The 17719-nt window shown below is 57.7% G+C and carries 17 protein-coding genes; 5 read left to right on the top strand and 12 right to left on the bottom strand.

The window, feature by feature from the left end:
- Positions 1-28 precede the first annotated feature (28 nt).
- Positions 29-532, top strand: coding sequence for a PTS glucose transporter subunit IIA (gene crr, locus DVA44_RS06445; RefSeq protein WP_039029658.1), 504 nt, complete (start codon positions 29-31; stop codon positions 530-532).
- A gap of 48 nt (positions 533-580) precedes the next feature.
- On the opposite strand, the gene pdxK is transcribed toward crr, so the two are convergent.
- From pdxK to DVA44_RS06395, 10 genes are all read right to left on the bottom strand, one after another.
- A complete protein-coding gene (gene pdxK, locus DVA44_RS06440) occupies positions 581-1417 on the bottom strand; it encodes a pyridoxine/pyridoxal/pyridoxamine kinase (RefSeq protein ID WP_114386007.1) in 837 nt (278 codons plus the stop codon).
- A gap of 5 nt (positions 1418-1422) precedes the next feature.
- Positions 1423-2334: a cysteine synthase CysM gene (cysM, locus tag DVA44_RS06435; protein ID WP_114314318.1), complete on the bottom strand. Its 912-nt coding sequence runs from the start codon at positions 2332-2334 to the stop codon at positions 1423-1425.
- Positions 2335-2448: 114 nt separating this feature from the next.
- On the bottom strand, positions 2449-3543 hold the full coding sequence (cysA, locus tag DVA44_RS06430; RefSeq protein WP_114314317.1) for a sulfate/thiosulfate ABC transporter ATP-binding protein CysA: 1095 nt from the start codon (positions 3541-3543) through the stop codon (positions 2449-2451).
- The gene (gene cysW, locus DVA44_RS06425; protein ID WP_103824674.1) at positions 3533-4408 is read right to left on the bottom strand and encodes a sulfate/thiosulfate ABC transporter permease CysW; all 876 of its coding nucleotides are present in this window, start codon (positions 4406-4408) and stop codon (positions 3533-3535) included. Before cysW ends, cysA begins: the two co-directional genes overlap by 11 nt.
- The gene (gene cysT, locus DVA44_RS06420; protein WP_103180651.1) at positions 4408-5241 is read right to left on the bottom strand and encodes a sulfate/thiosulfate ABC transporter permease CysT; all 834 of its coding nucleotides are present in this window, start codon (positions 5239-5241) and stop codon (positions 4408-4410) included. The genes cysW and cysT overlap by 1 nt, the downstream gene beginning before the upstream one ends.
- On the bottom strand, positions 5241-6257 hold the full coding sequence (locus DVA44_RS06415) for a sulfate ABC transporter substrate-binding protein (protein ID WP_103824673.1): 1017 nt from the start codon (positions 6255-6257) through the stop codon (positions 5241-5243). The genes cysT and DVA44_RS06415 overlap by 1 nt, the downstream gene beginning before the upstream one ends.
- Before the next feature lie 174 nt (positions 6258-6431).
- Positions 6432-7331 (bottom strand): Dyp-type peroxidase, encoded by a 900-nt coding sequence (locus tag DVA44_RS06410; protein ID WP_114386006.1) that lies wholly within the window; start codon positions 7329-7331, stop codon positions 6432-6434.
- A 93-nt stretch (positions 7332-7424) separates the two neighbouring features.
- Complete coding sequence (locus tag DVA44_RS06405; protein WP_103824671.1) at positions 7425-8000, bottom strand: RpoE-regulated lipoprotein; 576 nt, start codon at positions 7998-8000, stop codon at positions 7425-7427.
- Between the two features lie 62 nt (positions 8001-8062).
- Entirely contained in the window at positions 8063-8512 is a 450-nt protein-coding gene (locus DVA44_RS06400; RefSeq protein ID WP_114386005.1) for a DUF2919 domain-containing protein, read from the bottom strand.
- Positions 8499-8924, bottom strand: a complete 426-nt coding sequence (locus DVA44_RS06395; protein WP_032613000.1) for a GNAT family acetyltransferase — start codon at positions 8922-8924, stop codon at positions 8499-8501. Before DVA44_RS06395 ends, DVA44_RS06400 begins: the two co-directional genes overlap by 14 nt.
- A 212-nt stretch (positions 8925-9136) precedes the next feature.
- Here DVA44_RS06395 and amiA point away from each other — a divergent pair, with 212 nt between their 5' ends.
- Both amiA and hemF read left to right on the top strand, forming a co-directional pair.
- Positions 9137-10012 (top strand): N-acetylmuramoyl-L-alanine amidase AmiA, encoded by an 876-nt coding sequence (gene amiA, locus DVA44_RS06390; protein WP_103824669.1) that lies wholly within the window; start codon positions 9137-9139, stop codon positions 10010-10012.
- Complete coding sequence (hemF, locus tag DVA44_RS06385; RefSeq protein ID WP_114386004.1) at positions 10012-10911, top strand: oxygen-dependent coproporphyrinogen oxidase; 900 nt, start codon at positions 10012-10014, stop codon at positions 10909-10911. Before amiA ends, hemF begins: the two co-directional genes overlap by 1 nt.
- A 69-nt stretch (positions 10912-10980) precedes the next feature.
- Here hemF and maeB read toward each other — a convergent pair whose 3' ends face one another.
- On the bottom strand, positions 10981-13260 hold the full coding sequence (gene maeB / locus DVA44_RS06380) for an NADP-dependent oxaloacetate-decarboxylating malate dehydrogenase (RefSeq protein WP_114386003.1): 2280 nt from the start codon (positions 13258-13260) through the stop codon (positions 10981-10983).
- 290 nt (positions 13261-13550) lie between these two features.
- Here maeB and tal point away from each other — a divergent pair, with 290 nt between their 5' ends.
- Positions 13551-14501 (top strand): transaldolase, encoded by a 951-nt coding sequence (gene tal, locus DVA44_RS06370; RefSeq protein WP_103180666.1) that lies wholly within the window; start codon positions 13551-13553, stop codon positions 14499-14501.
- Between the two features lie 19 nt (positions 14502-14520).
- Positions 14521-16509 (top strand): transketolase, encoded by a 1989-nt coding sequence (gene tkt, locus DVA44_RS06365; protein WP_114386002.1) that lies wholly within the window; start codon positions 14521-14523, stop codon positions 16507-16509.
- Positions 16510-16595: 86 nt separating this feature from the next.
- Here tkt and DVA44_RS06360 read toward each other — a convergent pair whose 3' ends face one another.
- On the bottom strand, positions 16596-17639 hold the full coding sequence (locus tag DVA44_RS06360; RefSeq protein ID WP_114386001.1) for a DUF1176 domain-containing protein: 1044 nt from the start codon (positions 17637-17639) through the stop codon (positions 16596-16598).
- Between the last annotated feature and the right edge of the window lie 80 nt (positions 17640-17719).

Below are 17719 nucleotides of genomic sequence, written 5' to 3'. Positions count from 1 at the left end.
CCAAATTACTGCTTAGGAGAGAAGTCTAATGGGTTTATTTAGTAAACTATTCGGTGACAAAGGCAATAACGACACCGGAACTATTGAGATTGTTGCTCCGCTGTCTGGTGAGATCGTCAACATCGAAGACGTGCCAGATGTCGTATTTGCTGAGAAAATCGTTGGTGATGGCATTGCTATCAAACCAACCGGTAACAAAATGGTTGCACCGGTTGACGGCACGATTGGTAAGATTTTTGAAACCAACCATGCATTCTCTATCGAATCCGATAGCGGTATTGAGCTGTTCGTTCACTTCGGTATCGACACTGTTGAACTGAAAGGCGAAGGCTTCAAGCGTATCGCTGAAGAAGGCCAGCGCGTTAAAGTTGGCGATCCGGTGATTGAATTCGATCTGCCACTGCTGGAAGAGAAAGCCAAGTCTACCCTGACGCCGGTTGTTATCTCCAACATGGACGAAATCAAAGAGCTGATTAAACTGTCCGGCAGCGTCACCGTGGGTGAAACCCCGGTTATCCGCATCAAAAAGTAATTTTTGACCGCACAGAAAAATGGCGCCTTCGGGCGCCATTTTTGTTTGTCAGAGGGGTAAAACCAGTTCGTCGTACCCTTTTTCCTGAGTGTACTGCATGACCTGCGTCACCCTCTCCCCTGCCCGATTTATCGCCGCCGCCACACTCTCATTCTGCACCAGCGCGCTGACAAGCTCTGAACAAAACAGATCGCCAGTACCTTTAAGATCGACGTTGACGCGGGGATGGGTGCTGATTGTCACCTCGTCATGGGATACCAACACCACATGAATAGCGTCAGCGCCACCGGCCACCGGGGCGCTGGTAATCGCCACCCACTGCAGCGTATCGGAAAGGAGCCCTTTTGCCGCCGCAATGGCGCTGGCGTTATCCCGACACGTTTTGCCACTGAGCACTTCCAGCTCGTAAACATTGGGCGTAATCCCCTGCGCCAGCGGCAGCAGATGCTGACGATAGGCCTCCGGAATGTCGGGTTTAACGTAGGTTCCGCTGTCGGTGTCGCCAATGACCGGGTCCACCAGAATAAAGATATCCGGATGCTGCGCCTTAATCGTGCGCAGCCAGTTCGCCAGCAGGATAATCTGGCTGGCGCTGCCCATGTAGCCGGTGGTAACCGCTTTCAGCTCCCGCAAAATGTCCCGCTCGTCCAACGCTTGCAGGTAGCCGCTGAACCACTCGTCGGGGATCACCCCACCGTAAAAGGTGTCGTAGTGAGGGGTATTACTGAACAGCACGGTCGGTATCGCCGTCACGTTGAGGCGATGCTGTCGAATATTGGGCACCGCAATGCTGTTGCCCACGCTGCCATACACCACCTGCGACTGCACAGCCACAATATCGCTCTGCTGCGCCCGGGTTTTATCCCGGAATAAAATCATCTCCATCGCTTTTAGATCCCTGCCCCCTGCGTATAGCTCTCCTCACCAAACACGCCGGTAGAGAGATAGCGATCGCCGCGATCGCAGATGATCGCCACCACTACCGCGCCCGGCACCGCCTGTGCAATGCGCAGGGCACCTGCTACCGCGCCACCTGAACTGACGCCGCAAAAAACGCCTTCGCGCACGGCCAGTTCACGCATGGTATTTTCCGCCTCGCGCTGGTGAATATCCAGCACCTGGTCCACAAGCTGAGCATTAAAAATGCCCGGCATGTACTCCGCAGGCCAGCGGCGAATACCCGGGATGCTGCTCCCCTCTTCCGGTTGCAGGCCAACAATGGTGACCGCTTTTTCCTGCTCACGCAGAAAACGAGAGACGCCGGTGATGGTGCCCGTGGTTCCCATGCTGGAGACAAAATGGGTGATGCGGCCTTCGGTCTGCTGCCAGATCTCCGGGCCGGTGGTGGTGTAATGGGCATAGGGGTTATCGGGGTTGTTGAATTGATCCAGCAGCTTACCTTCACCGCGCTCAGCCATCTCAAGGGCCAGATCGCGCGCCCCTTCCATCCCCTGCTCTTTGGTCACAAGAATCAGCTCGGCACCGTAAGCCCGCATCGCGGCACGGCGCTCCTGGCTCATGTTGTCCGGCATCAGCAGCTTCATGCGATAGCCCTTGAGGGCGGCGATCATCGCCAGCGCAATGCCGGTGTTCCCGCTGGTCGCCTCGATCAGCACATCGCCGGGTTTGATTTCACCGCGCTTTTCCGCCTGGACAATCATCGACAGCGCGGCACGATCCTTCACCGAACCCGCCGGGTTGTTGCCTTCCAGTTTGATCCAGATTTCGCTGCCGTTATCCGGCCCCATCCGTTGCAGCTTGATCAGAGGGGTATTGCCGATGGTTTGTTCTAATGTGTTCATGACCGCTGTCCAATAAAAAGCCCGGTGGCGCTGACGCTTACCGGGCCTACACAAAGCATATCGTAGACCGGGTAAGCGCAGCGCCACCCGGCAAAACTACGTGGCGTTAACCTATCAGGCAGATTCCGCCAGAGCAAGATTTCCGCGCGTCTCGATACGATCCTTGTCGTGGTAAATACGCGCATGTTGCAGGCCGACAAACAGGCGTTCACCACGGTGCGGCGGCTCCTCGTCGCGCATCACCACCGTTAACGGTTCGTTGTACCAGCCCAGCGGCTGTACCACCAGTTGGGTGTAGTGACCTTTTGGGCTGGCTTCCAGCACCTGGACTGGCAGCGGCGAGTCGAGACTGGTGCGACGGCTGACATCCACTTCCCACGGACGCAGGAAGAGATCGACCGGCCCCTGATAGCCTGGGGTATAACCCAGCGGCCAGCGGTGGGCGCCAACGTGGAACTGGCCGCCGCGGATGTTGCCATGCAGTCGGTTCACTTCCCCCATAAACTCCAGCACGAAGCGGGTCGCCGGTTCACGCCAGAGCTGCTCAGGCTCATCAACCTGCTCGATATTCCCCTGGCTCATTACCACCACCCGGTCGGCTACTTCCATCGCCTCTTCCTGATCGTGGGTGACGAAGACGCTGGTGAATTTCAGCTCTTCATGCAGTTGGCGCAGCCAGCGACGCAACTCTTTACGCACCTGGGCATCGAGCGCGCCGAAGGGTTCATCCAGCAGCAGGATCTGCGGCTCCACCGCCAGGGCGCGGGCCAGCGCCACGCGCTGTTTCTGGCCGCCGGAAAGCTGGGCCGGATAACGGTCAGCCAGGTGCGCCAGCTGCACCATCTCCAGCAGTTTGGTCACTTTCGCTTTGATGGTGGCGGCGTTTGGACGTTCACGGCGCGGCAGCACCGTCAGGCCAAAGGCGATGTTATCGAACACCGTCATGTGGCGGAACAGGGCGTAATGCTGGAACACAAAGCCCACCTTACGGTCGCGCGCATGCAGGCGGCTGACGTCGGTGCCGTGGAAGCGGATGTGCCCACTGGTCTGATGCTCCAGACCGGCGATAATACGCAGCAGCGTGGTTTTCCCGGAGCCAGACGGCCCCAGCAGCGCCACCATTTGTCCGGAAGGGATATCCAGCGAGATATCGTTCAGCACCTGGGTGCGACCAAAGGACTTCTTAATATTGGCAATCTCAATGCTCATGATTTCCCTCCTGATGCTGGCGTTTGGCCTGATTCTCTAAACGCCACTGCACCATACTCTTTAAAAACAGGGTCAAAATAGCCATCAGCGTCAGCAGGGCTGCGGCGGTAAAGGAACCGACGGTGTTATAGTCCTGCTCCAGCAATTCAATTTGTAACGGCAGCGACAGCGTTTCGCCGCGGATAGATCCGGATACCACCGACACCGCACCGAATTCGCCAATCGCACGGGCGTTGGTCAACACTACGCCATAGAGCAGCGCCCAGCGGATATTCGGCAGGGTGACGCGGCGGAACATCTGCCAGCCGGATGCGCCCAACAGCACCGCCGCTTCGTCTTCGTTGCTGCCCTGGCTTAACATCACCGGCACCAGCTCACGTACCACAAACGGACAGGTAACAAATATCGTGACCAGCACCATGCCCGGCCAGGCGAACATGATCTGCAGGTTATGCTCATCCAGCCAGCCGCCCAGCGGGCCGTTGGAGCCGTAGAAGAGCAGATAGACCAGACCGGCCACCACCGGTGAGACCGCAAACGGAATGTCCAGCAGGGTCAGCAGCAGCTGGCGGCCCGGGAAATTAAAGCGGGTGACCAGCCAGGCCAGCAGAATGCCGAACACCAGGTTTACCGGCACGGTGATAAGCGCAATCATCACCGTCAGCCAGATGGCATGCAGCATGTCCGGGTCGGCCAGATTTTGCAGCGCGGGCATAATCCCTTTGCTGAACGCCTGGACAAAGATATAGACCATCGGCACGACCAGAATGAAGGCCGATACCAGCACGCCGGTGCCAATCAGCACCCATTTTCCCCAGTTAATACGGGGAGCGTCGTAGCGTTTCAATTGAGTGATTTCCGCCATCAGTGACCTACCACGCGTCGACCAAAGCGACTTTGCAGAGTGTTAATCGAGAACAGCAGCAGCAGCGATGCCGCCAGGATCACCGAGGCAATGGCGCTCGCCGCCGGGTAATCAAACTCCTGCAGGCGAACAAAAATCATCAGCGAGGTCACTTCGGTTTTCCACGCGATGTTACCGGCGATAAAAATCACCGCGCCAAACTCACCGAGGCTGCGGGTGAACGACAGCGCCACGCCTGCCAGCAGGGCCGGAGAGAGCTCAGGCAGTACCACCTTGCGGAAGCTCTGCCAGCGCGTTGCGCCCAGCGTTTCTGCCGCCTCTTCATATTCGGGGCCTAACTCTTCCAGCACCGGCTGTACGGTTCGCACCACAAACGGGATGCTGGTAAAGGCCATCGCCACCGCAATACCGAGCCAGGTATAGGTCACTTTGATATCAAACTTCGCCAGCCACTCGCCGTAAAAACCGTTGACGGAAAACAGCGAGGCCAGAGTCAGGCCCGCCACCGCGGTGGGCAGCGCGAAGGGTAAATCCATCAGCGCATCCAGCAACGTGCGGCCCGGGAAACGGTAGCGGGTTAAGATCCACGCCATCAGCAGGCCGAACACGCCATTAAACAGGGAGGCGACAAACGCCGACAGCAGCGTCACCTTATAGGCCGCCACTACCTGCGGATTGCTGATCACCTCCCAGTACTGGGACCAGCTCATCTCAGAGAGCTGGACCACCAGCGCGCTGAGCGGTAACAACAAAATCAGACAGACGAACAGCAGGCTGGTCCCGAGGCTTAAGGTAAAGCCCGGCAGCACACGTCTGGAGGAAACTGCAAACATTACTTACGCCCCGCCGCCAACAGTTTGTCTAACTCACCGCCGCTGGCGAAATGGGTTTTCATCACCTCAGGCCATGAGCCAAAGTGATCTTCCACGCGGAACAGCTCGGTCTGCGGGAATTTGTCTTTCAGCTTGTTCATTACGTCCGGGTTATTCACGCGATAGTAGAAATCGGTGATCACCGTCTGCGCCTGCGGGCTGTAGAGATAGTTGAGATAGGCTTTCGCCGCCTTCTCCGTGCCGTTGGCTTCGATATTTTTATCCACCCACGCTACCGGGAACTCCGCCAGCACGTTGGTTTTCGGGATAACCACTTCAAAGCCCTGGGCTTCGTACTGCTTACGGATGTTGTTCACTTCCGATTCAAAGCTGATCAGCACATCGCCCAGACCACGTTCCGCGAAGGTGGTGGTAGCACCGCGACCGCCGGTATCGAACACCTCAACGTTTTTCAGGAACTGAGTCATGAACTGTTCGGTTTTGGCTTTATCGTTGCCGTCCGCTTTGTCTGCGGCACCCCAGGCGGCCAGGTAGGTATAACGCGCGTTGCCGGAAGTTTTCGGGTTCGGGAAGATCAGCTTCACGTCAGAACGCACGAGGTCGTTCCAGTCGTGGATGTTCTTTGGGTTGCCCTTACGCACCAGGAAGCCCATGGTGGAGTAGAACGGCGAGCTGTTGTTTGGCAGACGGCTCTGCCAGTTGGCCGGGATCAGCTTGCCTTTGTCGTGCAGGATCTGCACATCGGTGACCTGGTTATAGGTGACCACATCGGCCTTCAGCCCCTGCAGAATCGCCAGCGCCTGTTTCGACGAACCGGCATGAGACTGCTTAATGGTCAGCTTATCGCCGTTATTCTCTTTCGCCCACTGCTGTTCAAATGGCGGATTCAGGGCGGCAAACAGCTCGCGCGAGACATCATAGGAGCTGTTCAGCAGCTCGGTTGCCTGCGCCTGCGCGACCAGCAACACTGAAGCTGCCAGCACCAGAGATCCTTTTTTCAGTACAGTAATGGCCATTGCGCACCCTTAAAATGTGATGTTTTTCTCAGGGCCATAATATTTATAACGCGTACTAAAGGAGTAACGGTTTTATATACCGTTTAGTGATTTGGAAGCAGAAAAGGGAATAAGGGTGCGGGTAAAGTGCCGGGTGGCGCTTACGCTTACCCGGCCTGTGAAAGGAGTGCCGTTTTATAACGCCAGCAGACGCTCGATAGATGGCGCAAAGTAGTAGCCGCCGGTCACCGGTTTGGTGAAGCGCAGCATCGCGTCGCGCTTACCGTCGGTGTCGCCAAACATGCTCAGCAGCTGCTGTTCAATGTTATACAGACGCGCGCAATAGGCGCAGAAGTAGAGACCGTGTGTGCCGCTGGCGGTACCATACGGCAGGCTCTGGCGGACAATCTTCAGCCCTTTGCCATCCTCTTTCAGATCCACGCGACTCAGGTGTGAAGTCACCGGGCGCTCGTCGCCGTCGATCTCTTCATTGGCCTCTTTGGTGCGGCCAATCATCATCTCCTGGTCGTGCACGCTCATGCGGTTAAGCTGTTTGAGGTTGTGCTCCCAGCGCTGGACGAAGACGTAACTGCCGCCCGCGTCCACGCCCTCTTTGATCACCGCGACTTCACGACGGGTCTCATCCCCAGCCGGGTTTTCGGTGCCGTCAACAAAGCCGCTCAGATCGCGATCTTCCACCCAGCGGAAACCGTGGATCTCTTCTTTTACTTCAACGCAGTCGCCAAAGGCAACCATCGCAGCCTGGGCAATGGAGAAGTTCACGTCATGACGCAGAGAGAGAATATGGATCAGCACGTCGTACTGGGTGGCCGGAGCCAGACCTTTACCATAAGGCACAAAGTCTTTCAGCTCTTCGGCCCCTTCTCCGCCGCTCAGCTGACGCCAGACGTTGTGGCCAAACGCCACCACTGCGCCGCAGTGGGCATCCGGGAATTTGGCCTGGAAGGTGGCCACGTTATCAATAAAGACTTTGCTGGCCGCACGCAGGGCATCAACATCCCCTTTGACATTGGCTTCGATCCAAATCGCCGCGCGGCAATGTTCTGGCAAAATGCCACTCTGAACCTGAGACATCGCTCCTCCTGAAAAAAAGATGCCACGAAGTCGTGGCATGGTTGGCGGCGATTATACCCGCTTTTTCAGCGAGGCGGCTTGTCCAGGCGCAATTTACTGCTGCCAGATAATTTTGCTGACTTTCCAGTTTTTCAGGGTGTCGTCAGAGGGCATTAACCCCTGCGGGCCATTCCAGGTTCCGCTGAACTGGTAGCTGATATGCTGGCTGCCTTCCGCCTTACACTCTACCGCCACACCCTCTTCGGCAGGTGCGCTCGCGCAGTTGCCGTAGGCCTTCTGATAGAGGTCGCTAAATGGGGTACCGATCTTCACCCCACTGTCGGTTTCGATGTCGCTATCCAGCACCTCGATGCGCGTCACCGTCTCTTTATTACCGTTAATCACCAGGGCCAGTTGGTCATCTTTCAGCGCTTCGTAATAGTGCACAATGTTGCCGTTCTGCGTTCTCATGCCGCTGCGCAGCCGGTAATCACCGCCTAATGCCGATTCGATGGCGCTCTGTTCCAGCGGCGTGGCGGCGGTGAGGTTGCCCACCCCCTGCTCAGTCACGTCGGTGGATGAGCCGAACCAGTTCCAGGGATAAGCCGCAGACCAGTTAACGGCGGAAAGCGTTGAACAGCCCGTCAGGACAACGGGGAGCGCACATAACAGTAAACGCAGCGATTTCATCGGGAGTTCCTTTCTGGTTATTTGAACGCTTGTTGGAGTACAGCATCGCTAAAAAGTGCCGTTTAATCTTTCTCGAGGGTGAAACAGGCGCGCAGACGGGGATGGGTCAGCAGCCACAGCAGCGCCACAATATCGGCCACCACCAGCGCAATGCCCACGCCACTCAGGGCTTCACCGTTCAGCCAGAGGAGCGGCTGCCAGCACAGCAGTACGCCCTGGGCGAGGATAAGCAACCCGTGCAGCGTACGCCACAGGCGCGGCCAGAGGTGACGCCGCCCGCTCAGTAAAAAGGCCAGCACCGCCGGGATCCCCGGCAGCAGCCCGAGCCAGAAGTTATTGCGATCGGGATAAAACAGGCTCAGCAGCGTGTTGCCCTGATCGCGGGAGGCGCCAGCCAGTACGAACAGCACCCAGGTGCGCGCCTGGAGGAGCAGTACGCACCAGAACAGAAACGGCAGACGCACCCGGCCATAGCTGTCGTAGTCGCCCGGGTGAAAATCAATACTCTTCATCTTCTATCAGGCGCTTGCCCAGCGTCAGCACGTCGGCATGTTCATAGTTAAGACGCTCGTACATGCCCAGTACCATGTCGTTATCTTCCCGCACCATGATCTGAATTTTTGGACAGCCACGGGCGATCAGTTTCTTTTCCAGACGATTGAGCAGCGCGTTGGCAATGCCGCGCCCGCGAAACTCCGGGTGCACGCCCAGATAGTACGCCGAGCCGCGATGCCCGTCATAGCCGCCCATCACGGTGCCTACCACTTCGCCGTTCACCTCCGCCACAAGAAACAGGCTGACGTCATGATTGAGCTTGCGCTCGATGTCCATCTCCGGATCGTTCCACGGTCGCAGGAGCTCGCAGCGCTCCCAGAGAGTGATCACCTCTTCGAAGTCTGCCTGGCGAAAAACACGTATCTCCATGGTATTAACCGCCTTTTTGGGTTCAAAAACAGTGATTATGACGCGAACGCCCGCTTTCGCCAATATCCCGCGAAAAACACCTGAAAATTTGGCATAATGGCACTTTGTCACGTATTGAAATGAAAAGTAAAACAATTCGCCACATGGACTGTCGTAACGGAAAAGACGATACGATATAACACCAGGACCCCAATTTTTACAATTCAGGCCGCATGAGCACATTCAAACCATTAAAAGCACTCACATCGCGTCGTCAGGTTCTCAAAGCGGGGCTGGCGGCCTTAACGTTAACGGGCATCGCAAAGCAGGCTCAGGCAAAAGACGAGAGCACACTCAAAACCAGTAACGGACACAGTAAACCCAAAACCAAAAAACCCGGCGCGAAGCGTCTGGTCATGCTCGATCCCGGTCACGGCGGCATTGATACCGGCGCCATTGGCAGAAACGGTTCCAAAGAAAAACACGTTGTGCTGGCGATTGCAAAAAATGTCCGGTCGATTTTACGCAGCAACGGCATTGACGCCCGCCTGACGCGCACCGGCGATACCTTCATTCCGCTGTACGACCGCGTGGAGATCGCCCACAAGCACGGCGCGGATCTGTTTATGTCGATACACGCCGACGGCTTTACTAACCCGTCGGCGGCGGGGGCATCGGTATTTGCCCTCTCCAACCGCGGCGCCAGTAGCGCCATGGCAAAATACCTCTCCGACCGGGAAAACCGCGCGGATGAAGTGGCCGGAAAGAAAACCACCGATAAAGATCATCTCCTGCAGCAGGTGCTGTTTGACCTTGTTCAGACGGATACCATCAAAAACAGCCTGACGCTCGGCTCGCATATTCTGAAGAAGATTAAGCCGGTACACCGTCTGCACAGTAAAGGCACCGAGCAGGCGGCGTTTGTGGTGCTGAAATCGCCGTCAATTCCGTCAGTGCTGGTGGAAACCTCTTTTATTACCAACCCGGAAGAGGAGCGTCTGCTCGGCACGGCGGCGTTTCGCCAGAAGATTGCCAACGCGATTGCCTCCGGCATTATCAGTTACTTTAACTGGTTCGATAACCAGAAAGCGCACTCCAGGAAACGTTGATGAAACCCAATGCACAGCTGGTTAAAACCTTTCTGCTGCAACTGCAGGATGACATTTGCCAGAAACTGAGCGCCGTCGATGGCGGTGAATTCCAGCAGGACGAGTGGCAGCGCGAGGCCGGTGGCGGCGGACGCAGCCGCGTACTGCGCAACGGCGGCGTGTTCGAGCAGGCCGGGGTTAACTTCTCCCACGTCCACGGCGACGCCATGCCCGCCTCGGCTACCGCGCACCGCCCGGAGCTGGCAGGCCGCAGCTTTGAGGCAATGGGCGTCTCGCTGGTGGTGCACCCGCATAACCCGTTCGTGCCGACCAGCCACGCTAACGTGCGCTTTTTTATTGCCGAAAAACCGGGTGCTGAGCCGGTGTGGTGGTTCGGTGGCGGCTTCGACTTAACGCCTTATTACGGCTTTGAAGAGGACGCGGTGCACTGGCACCAGACCGCCCGCGATCTGTGTCAGCCCTTTGGCGACGAGGTCTATCCGAAATACAAGAAGTGGTGTGACGACTATTTTTACCTGAAGCACCGCGACGAGCAGCGCGGCATTGGCGGGCTGTTCTTTGACGATCTCAACACCCCCGATTTTGATACCGCATTCCGCTTTATGCAGGCTGTGGGCAACGGCTATACCGAGGCGTACCTGCCGATTGTCGAACGGCGTAAAAACCACAATTACGGCGTGCGCGAGCGCGAGTTCCAGCTCTATCGCCGCGGGCGCTACGTGGAGTTTAACCTGGTGTGGGACCGCGGGACGCTGTTCGGCCTGCAAACCGGTGGGCGCACAGAGTCGATTCTGATGTCGATGCCGCCGCTGGTGCGCTGGGAGTACAGTTATGAGCCAAAAGAAGGCAGCCCGGAGGCTGCCCTGAAGGATTTTATTAAGGTTCGCGACTGGGTTTAACCCCAGGCGGCGCTGTGCTTGCCCGACCCACAGGTCGGGTAAGCGAAAGTGCCACCCGACAATTACCCACTACAGCGGCTGCGTTTGCGCCTCTACCACCGCCAGCGCCACCATGTTCACGATACGGCGCACCGAGGCAATCGGGGTTAATACATGCACCGGTTTCGCCACCCCCATCAGTACCGGCCCGACGGTCACCCCTTCTGAACTGGAGACGCGCAGCAGGTTGTAGCTGATACGCGCCGCTTCCACGTTCGGCATGATCAGCACGTTGGCAGAGCCTTTCAGCGGGCTGTCCGGCATCCGCTCGTTACGGATACTCTCCACCAGCGCGGCATCGCCATGCATCTCCCCGTCGATCATCAGCTCCGGCGCGCGCTCGCGCACCAGCGCCAGAGTCTGGCGCATTTTGCAGGCGGCAGCCGATTTGGATGAGCCAAAGTTGGAGTGCGACAGCAGCGCCACCTTCGGTTCGATACCGAAGCGACGCACCGTTTCCGCGGCCATCACCGTGATCTCCGCCAGCTGTTCCGGGGTCGGATCGTCGTTGACGTAGGTATCGGCAATAAAGGTGTTACCGCTTGGCAGCAGCAGCGCGTTCATCGCCCCGGCAGTATGCACGTTGTCGCGATAGCCGAAGATCTCCTGCACCACGCTGAAGTGCTCATGGTACTCACCGATGGTGCCGCAGATTAGCGCGTCGGCTTCGCCACGGTGGACCATGATCGCCCCGATCACCGTGGTGTTGCCGATCACCGCCCGCTGCGCCTGCTCTTGGGTGATCCCCCGACGTTTCATGATCGCGTAATATTCGCTCCAGTACTCCTTGAAGCGTGGATCGGATTCATTGTTGACGATCTCGAAATCGACGCCCGGCTTGATCTGCAGACCCAGCTTCTGGATACGCATCTCGATCACGCTCGGACGACCAATCAGGATCGGCTTCGCCAGCCCCAGGCTTACCAGCTCCTGGGTGGCGTGCAGGACGCGCGCCTCCTCCCCTTCCGCCAGCACCACGCGTTTTGCGTCCGCGCGCGCCTGGGAGAAGATCGGCTTCATGAACAGGTTGGTTTTGTAAACGAACTCGGTGAGTTTATCGATGTAAGCATCAAAGTCGGCGATCGGGCGCGTTGCCACGCCGGAGTCCATCGCCGCTTTTGCTACTGCCGGAGCAATTTTGACAATCAGGCGCGGATCGAACGGCTTCGGAATAATGTAATCCGGGCCAAAGCTCAGATCCTGATCGCCATAGGCGGAGGCCACCACTTCGCTCTGCTCCGCGTGGGCCAGCTCGGCAATGGCGTGAACCGCTGCCAGCTTCATCTCTTCGTTGATGGCGGTCGCGCCGACGTCCAGCGCCCCGCGGAAGATGAATGGGAAGCAGAGAACGTTGTTCACCTGGTTCGGGTAGTCTGAGCGACCGGTGCAGATGATCGCATCCGGGCGTACCGCTTTCGCCAGCGGGGGCAGGATCTCCGGCTCCGGGTTGGCCAGGGCAAGGATTAACGGCGCGCGCGCCATCTTCATCACCATCTCTTCGCTGAGCACTTTCGGGCCCGAGCAGCCAAGGAAGATATCCGCGCCGTCCACCACCTCTGCCAGAGTGCGCCTGCCGTCATCTTCCACAGCGTAGGCAGCTTTGGTCTCCGCCATGTTGGCTTCGCGGCCTTTATAAATAACGCCTTTGGAGTCGCAGACCACGATGTTGTGCTTCTGCATCCCCAGCGCCACCAGCAGGTTCATACAGGCGATAGCTGCCGCGCCTGCCCCGGAGACCACCATGCGTACGTCAGAGAGGTTTTTTTCCACCACCCGCAGGCCATTGAGGATAGCGGCGGTGCTGATGATGGCGGTTCCGTGCTGGTCGTCGTGGAACACCGGAATGTTCATCCGCTCACGCAGTTTCTGCTCGATGTAGAAACATTCCGGCGCTTTGATGTCCTCAAGGTTGATGCCGCCAAAGGTCGGCTCCAGCGCGGCCACCACGTTGATAAATTTGTCCGGGTCGAGCTCGTCCACTTCAATATCGAACACGTCGATACCGGCAAATTTCTTAAACAGTACGCCCTTGCCTTCCATTACCGGTTTACCGGCCAGCGCCCCGATATTCCCCAGCCCCAGCACCGCGGTGCCGTTGGAGATCACCGCCACCAGGTTGCCGCGGGCGGTGTATTTGTAGGCCGCCAGCGGATCTTTTTCGATTTCAAGGCATGGCGCGGCCACGCCCGGCGAGTAGGCTAACGCCAGGTCGCGCTGGGTGGCGAGAGGCTTGGTGGGGGAGACCTGAATTTTACCGGGTACAGGGAATTCATGAAAATCGAGGGCACTCTGTTTCAACTGATCGTCCATTGTAAGGTTCCTTTCACGTGTCGTTCAAAATGGGTGATGTTGTTATGGTCTGAGTTCACCCAGGGTGGCGGATAGTATCGCTGCTGACCGCGGTTCAAACTTTGAAGGGTGCCAAAGTCTCACTATCCAAAAACAAAAATTGTTATCAATTTATAACAATCATGTTACCTGCCCAGCGAAGCAAGACCATGTCCGTCTGCTATGCTTTTTTGTTAAGTCCATCGCGAATTTCGCAGAAGTGTGATCTAACACACTCCACCAACTCTTTTATTTTCAAGGAGTCATCATTTATGAACCAACTAGACGGCATCAAACAATTCACCACAGTCGTGGCTGACAGCGGTGATATCGAGTCTATTCGCCATTATCAACCCCAGGATGCGACCACCAACCCGTCGCTGCTGCTGAAAGCCGCCGGGCTTGAGCACTTCTCGCACCTGATTGACGACGCTATTACGTTTGGTAAAGCCCGCGGGAAGACCAAAGAGCAACAGGTCGCCGAGGCCAGCGACAAACTGGCGGTGAATATCGGTAGCGAAATTCTGAAAAGTATTCCGGGGCGCGTCTCCACCGAAGTGGACGCCCGGCTGTCGTTTGACCAGGAGAAGAGCATCGCCAAAGCGCGGCAGATTGTGCAGCTCTATGAGGAGCAGGATGTGGAGAAATCGCGCATTCTGATCAAGCTGGCCTCCACCTGGGAGGGGATCCGCGCCGCCGAAGTGCTTGAGAAAGAGGGGATCAACTGTAACCTGACCCTGCTCTTCTCCTTCGCTCAGGCGCGTGCCTGCGCCGAGGCCGGGGTGCATCTGGTTTCACCGTTCGTCGGGCGAATCTACGACTGGTATCAGGCCCGCCAGCCGATGGACCCTTATGTGGTGGACGAAGATCCCGGCGTGAAATCCGTTCGCAATATCTACGATTACTATAAGCAACACCGCTATGAAACCATCGTGATGGGTGCCAGCTTCCGTCGGACCGAACAGATCCTGGCCCTCACCGGCTGCGACCGTTTGACCATCTCCCCTAACCTGCTGAAAGAGTTGCAGGAGAAAGATGAGCCGGTTATCCGCCGTCTGGTGCCTTCCTCCACGGTGCTGCCAAAACCCAAACCCATGACCGAAGCCGAATTCCGCTGGGAGCATAATCAGGACGCCATGGCGGTCGAGAAGCTGTCAGAAGGGATCCGTCTTTTCGCGGTCGACCAGCGCAAACTCGAAGATCTGCTTGCCGCCAAACTGTAACCTTGCCATGGAGTGAACTATGTCCCGTAAAGAGTTAGCCAATGCCATTCGCGCCCTCAGCATGGATGCCGTGCAAAAAGCCAATTCCGGTCACCCAGGCGCGCCGATGGGCATGGCCGATATTGCCGAAGTGTTGTGGAACGACTTCCTGAAACATAACCCTAACGATCCGACGTGGTATGACCGCGACCGCTTTATTCTCTCTAACGGTCACGCCTCGATGCTGCTTTATAGCCTGCTGCACCTCTCCGGCTATAACCTGCCGCTGGAGGAGTTGAAAAACTTCCGTCAGCTGCACTCAAAAACGCCGGGGCACCCGGAACTGGGTTATACGCCAGGGGTCGAAACCACCACCGGGCCGCTCGGTCAGGGGCTGGCGAATGCGGTCGGTCTGGCGATTGCCGAGCGCACGCTGGCGGCGCAGTTTAACCAGCCGGGACATGAGATTGTCGATCACCACACCTATGTCTTTATGGGCGATGGCTGCCTGATGGAGGGGATCTCGCACGAGGTCTGTTCCCTGGCGGGCACGCTGGGCCTGGGCAAGCTGATCGGCTTCTACGATCACAACGGCATCTCCATCGACGGCGAAACCGAGGGCTGGTTCACTGACGACACGGCCAAACGCTTTGAGGCCTATAACTGGCACGTGGTTCATGAGATTGACGGTCACGATCCAGAGGCGCTGAAAGCGGCCATTCAGGAAGCGCAAAGCGTAACTGATAAACCGTCGCTGATAATCTGTCGCACGGTCATCGGATTTGGTTCCCCGAACAAGGCCGGCAAGGAAGAGTCCCATGGCGCGGCGCTGGGGGAAGAGGAAGTGGCCCTGACCCGCCAGAAGCTGGGCTGGAAATATCCTGCCTTTGAGATCCCGAAAGAGATCTATAAAGCCTGGGATGCCCGTGAAGAGGGCGAAAAAGCGCAGGCGGCCTGGAACGACAAATTTGCTGCCTATCAGAAAGCCCATCCGGAGCTGGCGGCAGAGTTCAGCCGTCGCATGGGCGGTGGCCTGCCTGAAAACTGGCAAGAGACTACCCAGGCGCTGATTGAAAATTTACAGGCTAATCCGGCGAAAATCGCCACCCGTAAGGCCTCGCAAAACGTCCTTAACGCCATTGGCCCAATCCTGCCGGAACTGCTCGGCGGTTCGGCGGACCTGGCACCGAGTAACCTGACCATCTGGTCGGGCTCGACCTCGCTCAAGGAAGATATCGCCGGGAACTACATCCACTACGGGGTGCGCGAGTTCGGCATGACCGCCATTGCCAACGGTATCGCCCACCACGGCGGGTTTGTGCCTTATACCGCCACCTTCCTGATGTTTGTGGAGTATGCGCGTAACGCCGCGCGTATGGCGGCCCTGATGAAGGCCCGGCAGATCATGGTTTACACCCACGACTCCATCGGTCTGGGGGAAGATGGCCCAACCCACCAGGCGGTGGAACAGCTGGCCAGCCTGCGTCTGACGCCGAACTTCAGCACCTGGCGACCGTGCGATCAGGTTGAAGCCGCTGTCGGCTGGAAACTGGCGATAGAGCGCCACAACGGTCCGACGGCGCTGATCCTCTCCCGCCAGAACCTGGCGCAGATCGAGCGTACCCCGGAGCAAGTGAAAAATATTGCCCGCGGGGGGTATATTCTGAAAGACAGCGGCGGCAAGCCGGATCTGATTCTGATTGCTACCGGTTCGGAGATGGAGATCACCGTCAAGGCGGCGGAGAAGCTCACCGCCGAAGGCCATGCAGTACGGGTGGTGTCGCTGCCTTCAACGGATATCTTTGATGCGCAGGATGAAGAGTACCGCGAGTCGGTGCTGCCGTCAGACGTCACGGCCCGCGTGGCGGTGGAAGCGGGTATCGCGGACTACTGGTACAAGTATGTCGGGCTAAAAGGGAAGATTGTCGGCATGACCGGCTACGGTGAATCCGCCCCGGCCGAGAAGCTGTTCCCGTTCTTCGGCTTTACGGTGGAGAATGTGGTCGAGAAGGCGCAGGCCTTATTGTAAGTGCTTTGCCCGGCGGCGCCGTGCTTGCCGGGCCTACTAGTTTAATGTCATTCGTAGGCCGGGTAAGCGCAGCGCCATCCGGCATTTTAACGCGTTATCCACAATGTCGGCCATGCATCTGGCCCATGCCAGTTATCACAGCTTGGCTCTTCCGCATACCGCACCAGACGGAAACGCTGGCCGGTAAAACGCCAGCGTGTCTGGATACCGCAGTCGGCAATCCCACGCCCCAGCGCCAGGGTCGTCAGCTCGCGGCTCTTCTCATCAAAACTGGCGTTCATTAACTCCATCTCGCTGCTGTCGCTGGCGGGAACAAACGGCAGGCGCAGACGTACCGCATGGGAAGCAAACGGCTTTTTGCGTGAGACCAGCCAGGCCAGATCGACGGTGTTGTATGCCCCCGCCTCGCAGCCAACCATCAGCAGCGCTTTGTCATCCGTTAGGGCGGTGACCCGCACTTCACGACGGGCCGGGTCGAGCGAACACTGGCTGTTGTTGATACGCCAGGTGCCATAGTCGAGCAGATCGCTACGCTCCTCGCGGGTGAGCGGCGTCGGCGTCGGGTTCACCACGGCCACCTCTTTCAGCGCCGGTGCGGGCGGTACGCTCAGCGGGGGTTGTGCCCCTTTGTTGATCCACGCGGTTTCGCTCCCGCCACGCTTTTGCTGAGCATCAATAAACTGTAGCGCCTCTTTCATCCCATCCAGGGAGATGACCTGCTTGCCACCGGCGAGCGTGATGACCCTTTTTTGCTGAAGTGTGGTCAGCAAGGCGGTAATGGTGGCGGCATGGTCGGTCGTCAGACGCCACGGGGTAATCTGCCAGTGCGGGGGGCTAAGCTGCAACGGCTCGCCGTCGAGCAGCAAGCGGGGGGCAATGGCGGGCTGTTTGGGATCGGGTGTTGCCAGCCCACCGAGATCGATGCGCAGCAACGCGTCAGTTTTTGCACCCGCGCTGCGGCTTAAGGTCATCACCAGCCCGTGATGCTCGCCAGCATTACGGGCGATGCAAAAGTTCTGGTTGTTGCAGGTCACCTGCCAGTCAATAAACGACCGCTGTGCAGGTGCCGCCCGGGCTAACATCGCGGGCAGCACGCTGAGCATGAAAACAAATAAAAGGCAGTGACGCATGAATAGCAGGATCCCGAAAGCAATAGCTGAACAGACAGAGCGTATCTTCCTGCTCAGAACGGGGTTGCTCAATCAGATTT

The organism is Leclercia sp. W17 (assembly GCF_003336325.1).
Lineage (GTDB): Bacteria > Pseudomonadota > Gammaproteobacteria > Enterobacterales > Enterobacteriaceae > Enterobacter.
The sequence above is the reverse complement of the archived record's forward strand: the minus strand, read 5'-3'. Positions and strand labels throughout refer to the sequence as shown.

Excerpts from the sequence above, each read along its gene's own strand:
- crr (WP_039029658.1), top strand. The coding sequence starts at position 29 with ATGGGTTTATTTAGTAAACTATTCGGTGACAAAGGCAATAACGACACC.
- pdxK (WP_114386007.1), bottom strand. The coding sequence starts at position 1,417 with ATGGAGATGATTTTATTCCGGGATAAAACCCGGGCGCAGCAGAGCGAT.
- cysM (WP_114314318.1), bottom strand. The coding sequence starts at position 2,334 with ATGAACACATTAGAACAAACCATCGGCAATACCCCTCTGATCAAGCTG.
- cysA (WP_114314317.1), bottom strand. The coding sequence starts at position 3,543 with ATGAGCATTGAGATTGCCAATATTAAGAAGTCCTTTGGTCGCACCCAG.
- cysW (WP_103824674.1), bottom strand. The coding sequence starts at position 4,408 with ATGGCGGAAATCACTCAATTGAAACGCTACGACGCTCCCCGTATTAAC.
- cysT (WP_103180651.1), bottom strand. The coding sequence starts at position 5,241 with ATGTTTGCAGTTTCCTCCAGACGTGTGCTGCCGGGCTTTACCTTAAGC.
- DVA44_RS06415 (WP_103824673.1), bottom strand. The coding sequence starts at position 6,257 with ATGGCCATTACTGTACTGAAAAAAGGATCTCTGGTGCTGGCAGCTTCA.
- DVA44_RS06410 (WP_114386006.1), bottom strand. The coding sequence starts at position 7,331 with ATGTCTCAGGTTCAGAGTGGCATTTTGCCAGAACATTGCCGCGCGGCG.
- DVA44_RS06405 (WP_103824671.1), bottom strand. The coding sequence starts at position 8,000 with ATGAAATCGCTGCGTTTACTGTTATGTGCGCTCCCCGTTGTCCTGACG.
- DVA44_RS06400 (WP_114386005.1), bottom strand. The coding sequence starts at position 8,512 with ATGAAGAGTATTGATTTTCACCCGGGCGACTACGACAGCTATGGCCGG.
- DVA44_RS06395 (WP_032613000.1), bottom strand. The coding sequence starts at position 8,924 with ATGGAGATACGTGTTTTTCGCCAGGCAGACTTCGAAGAGGTGATCACT.
- amiA (WP_103824669.1), top strand. The coding sequence starts at position 9,137 with ATGAGCACATTCAAACCATTAAAAGCACTCACATCGCGTCGTCAGGTT.
- hemF (WP_114386004.1), top strand. The coding sequence starts at position 10,012 with ATGAAACCCAATGCACAGCTGGTTAAAACCTTTCTGCTGCAACTGCAG.
- maeB (WP_114386003.1), bottom strand. The coding sequence starts at position 13,260 with ATGGACGATCAGTTGAAACAGAGTGCCCTCGATTTTCATGAATTCCCT.
- tal (WP_103180666.1), top strand. The coding sequence starts at position 13,551 with ATGAACCAACTAGACGGCATCAAACAATTCACCACAGTCGTGGCTGAC.
- tkt (WP_114386002.1), top strand. The coding sequence starts at position 14,521 with ATGTCCCGTAAAGAGTTAGCCAATGCCATTCGCGCCCTCAGCATGGAT.
- DVA44_RS06360 (WP_114386001.1), bottom strand. The coding sequence starts at position 17,639 with ATGCGTCACTGCCTTTTATTTGTTTTCATGCTCAGCGTGCTGCCCGCG.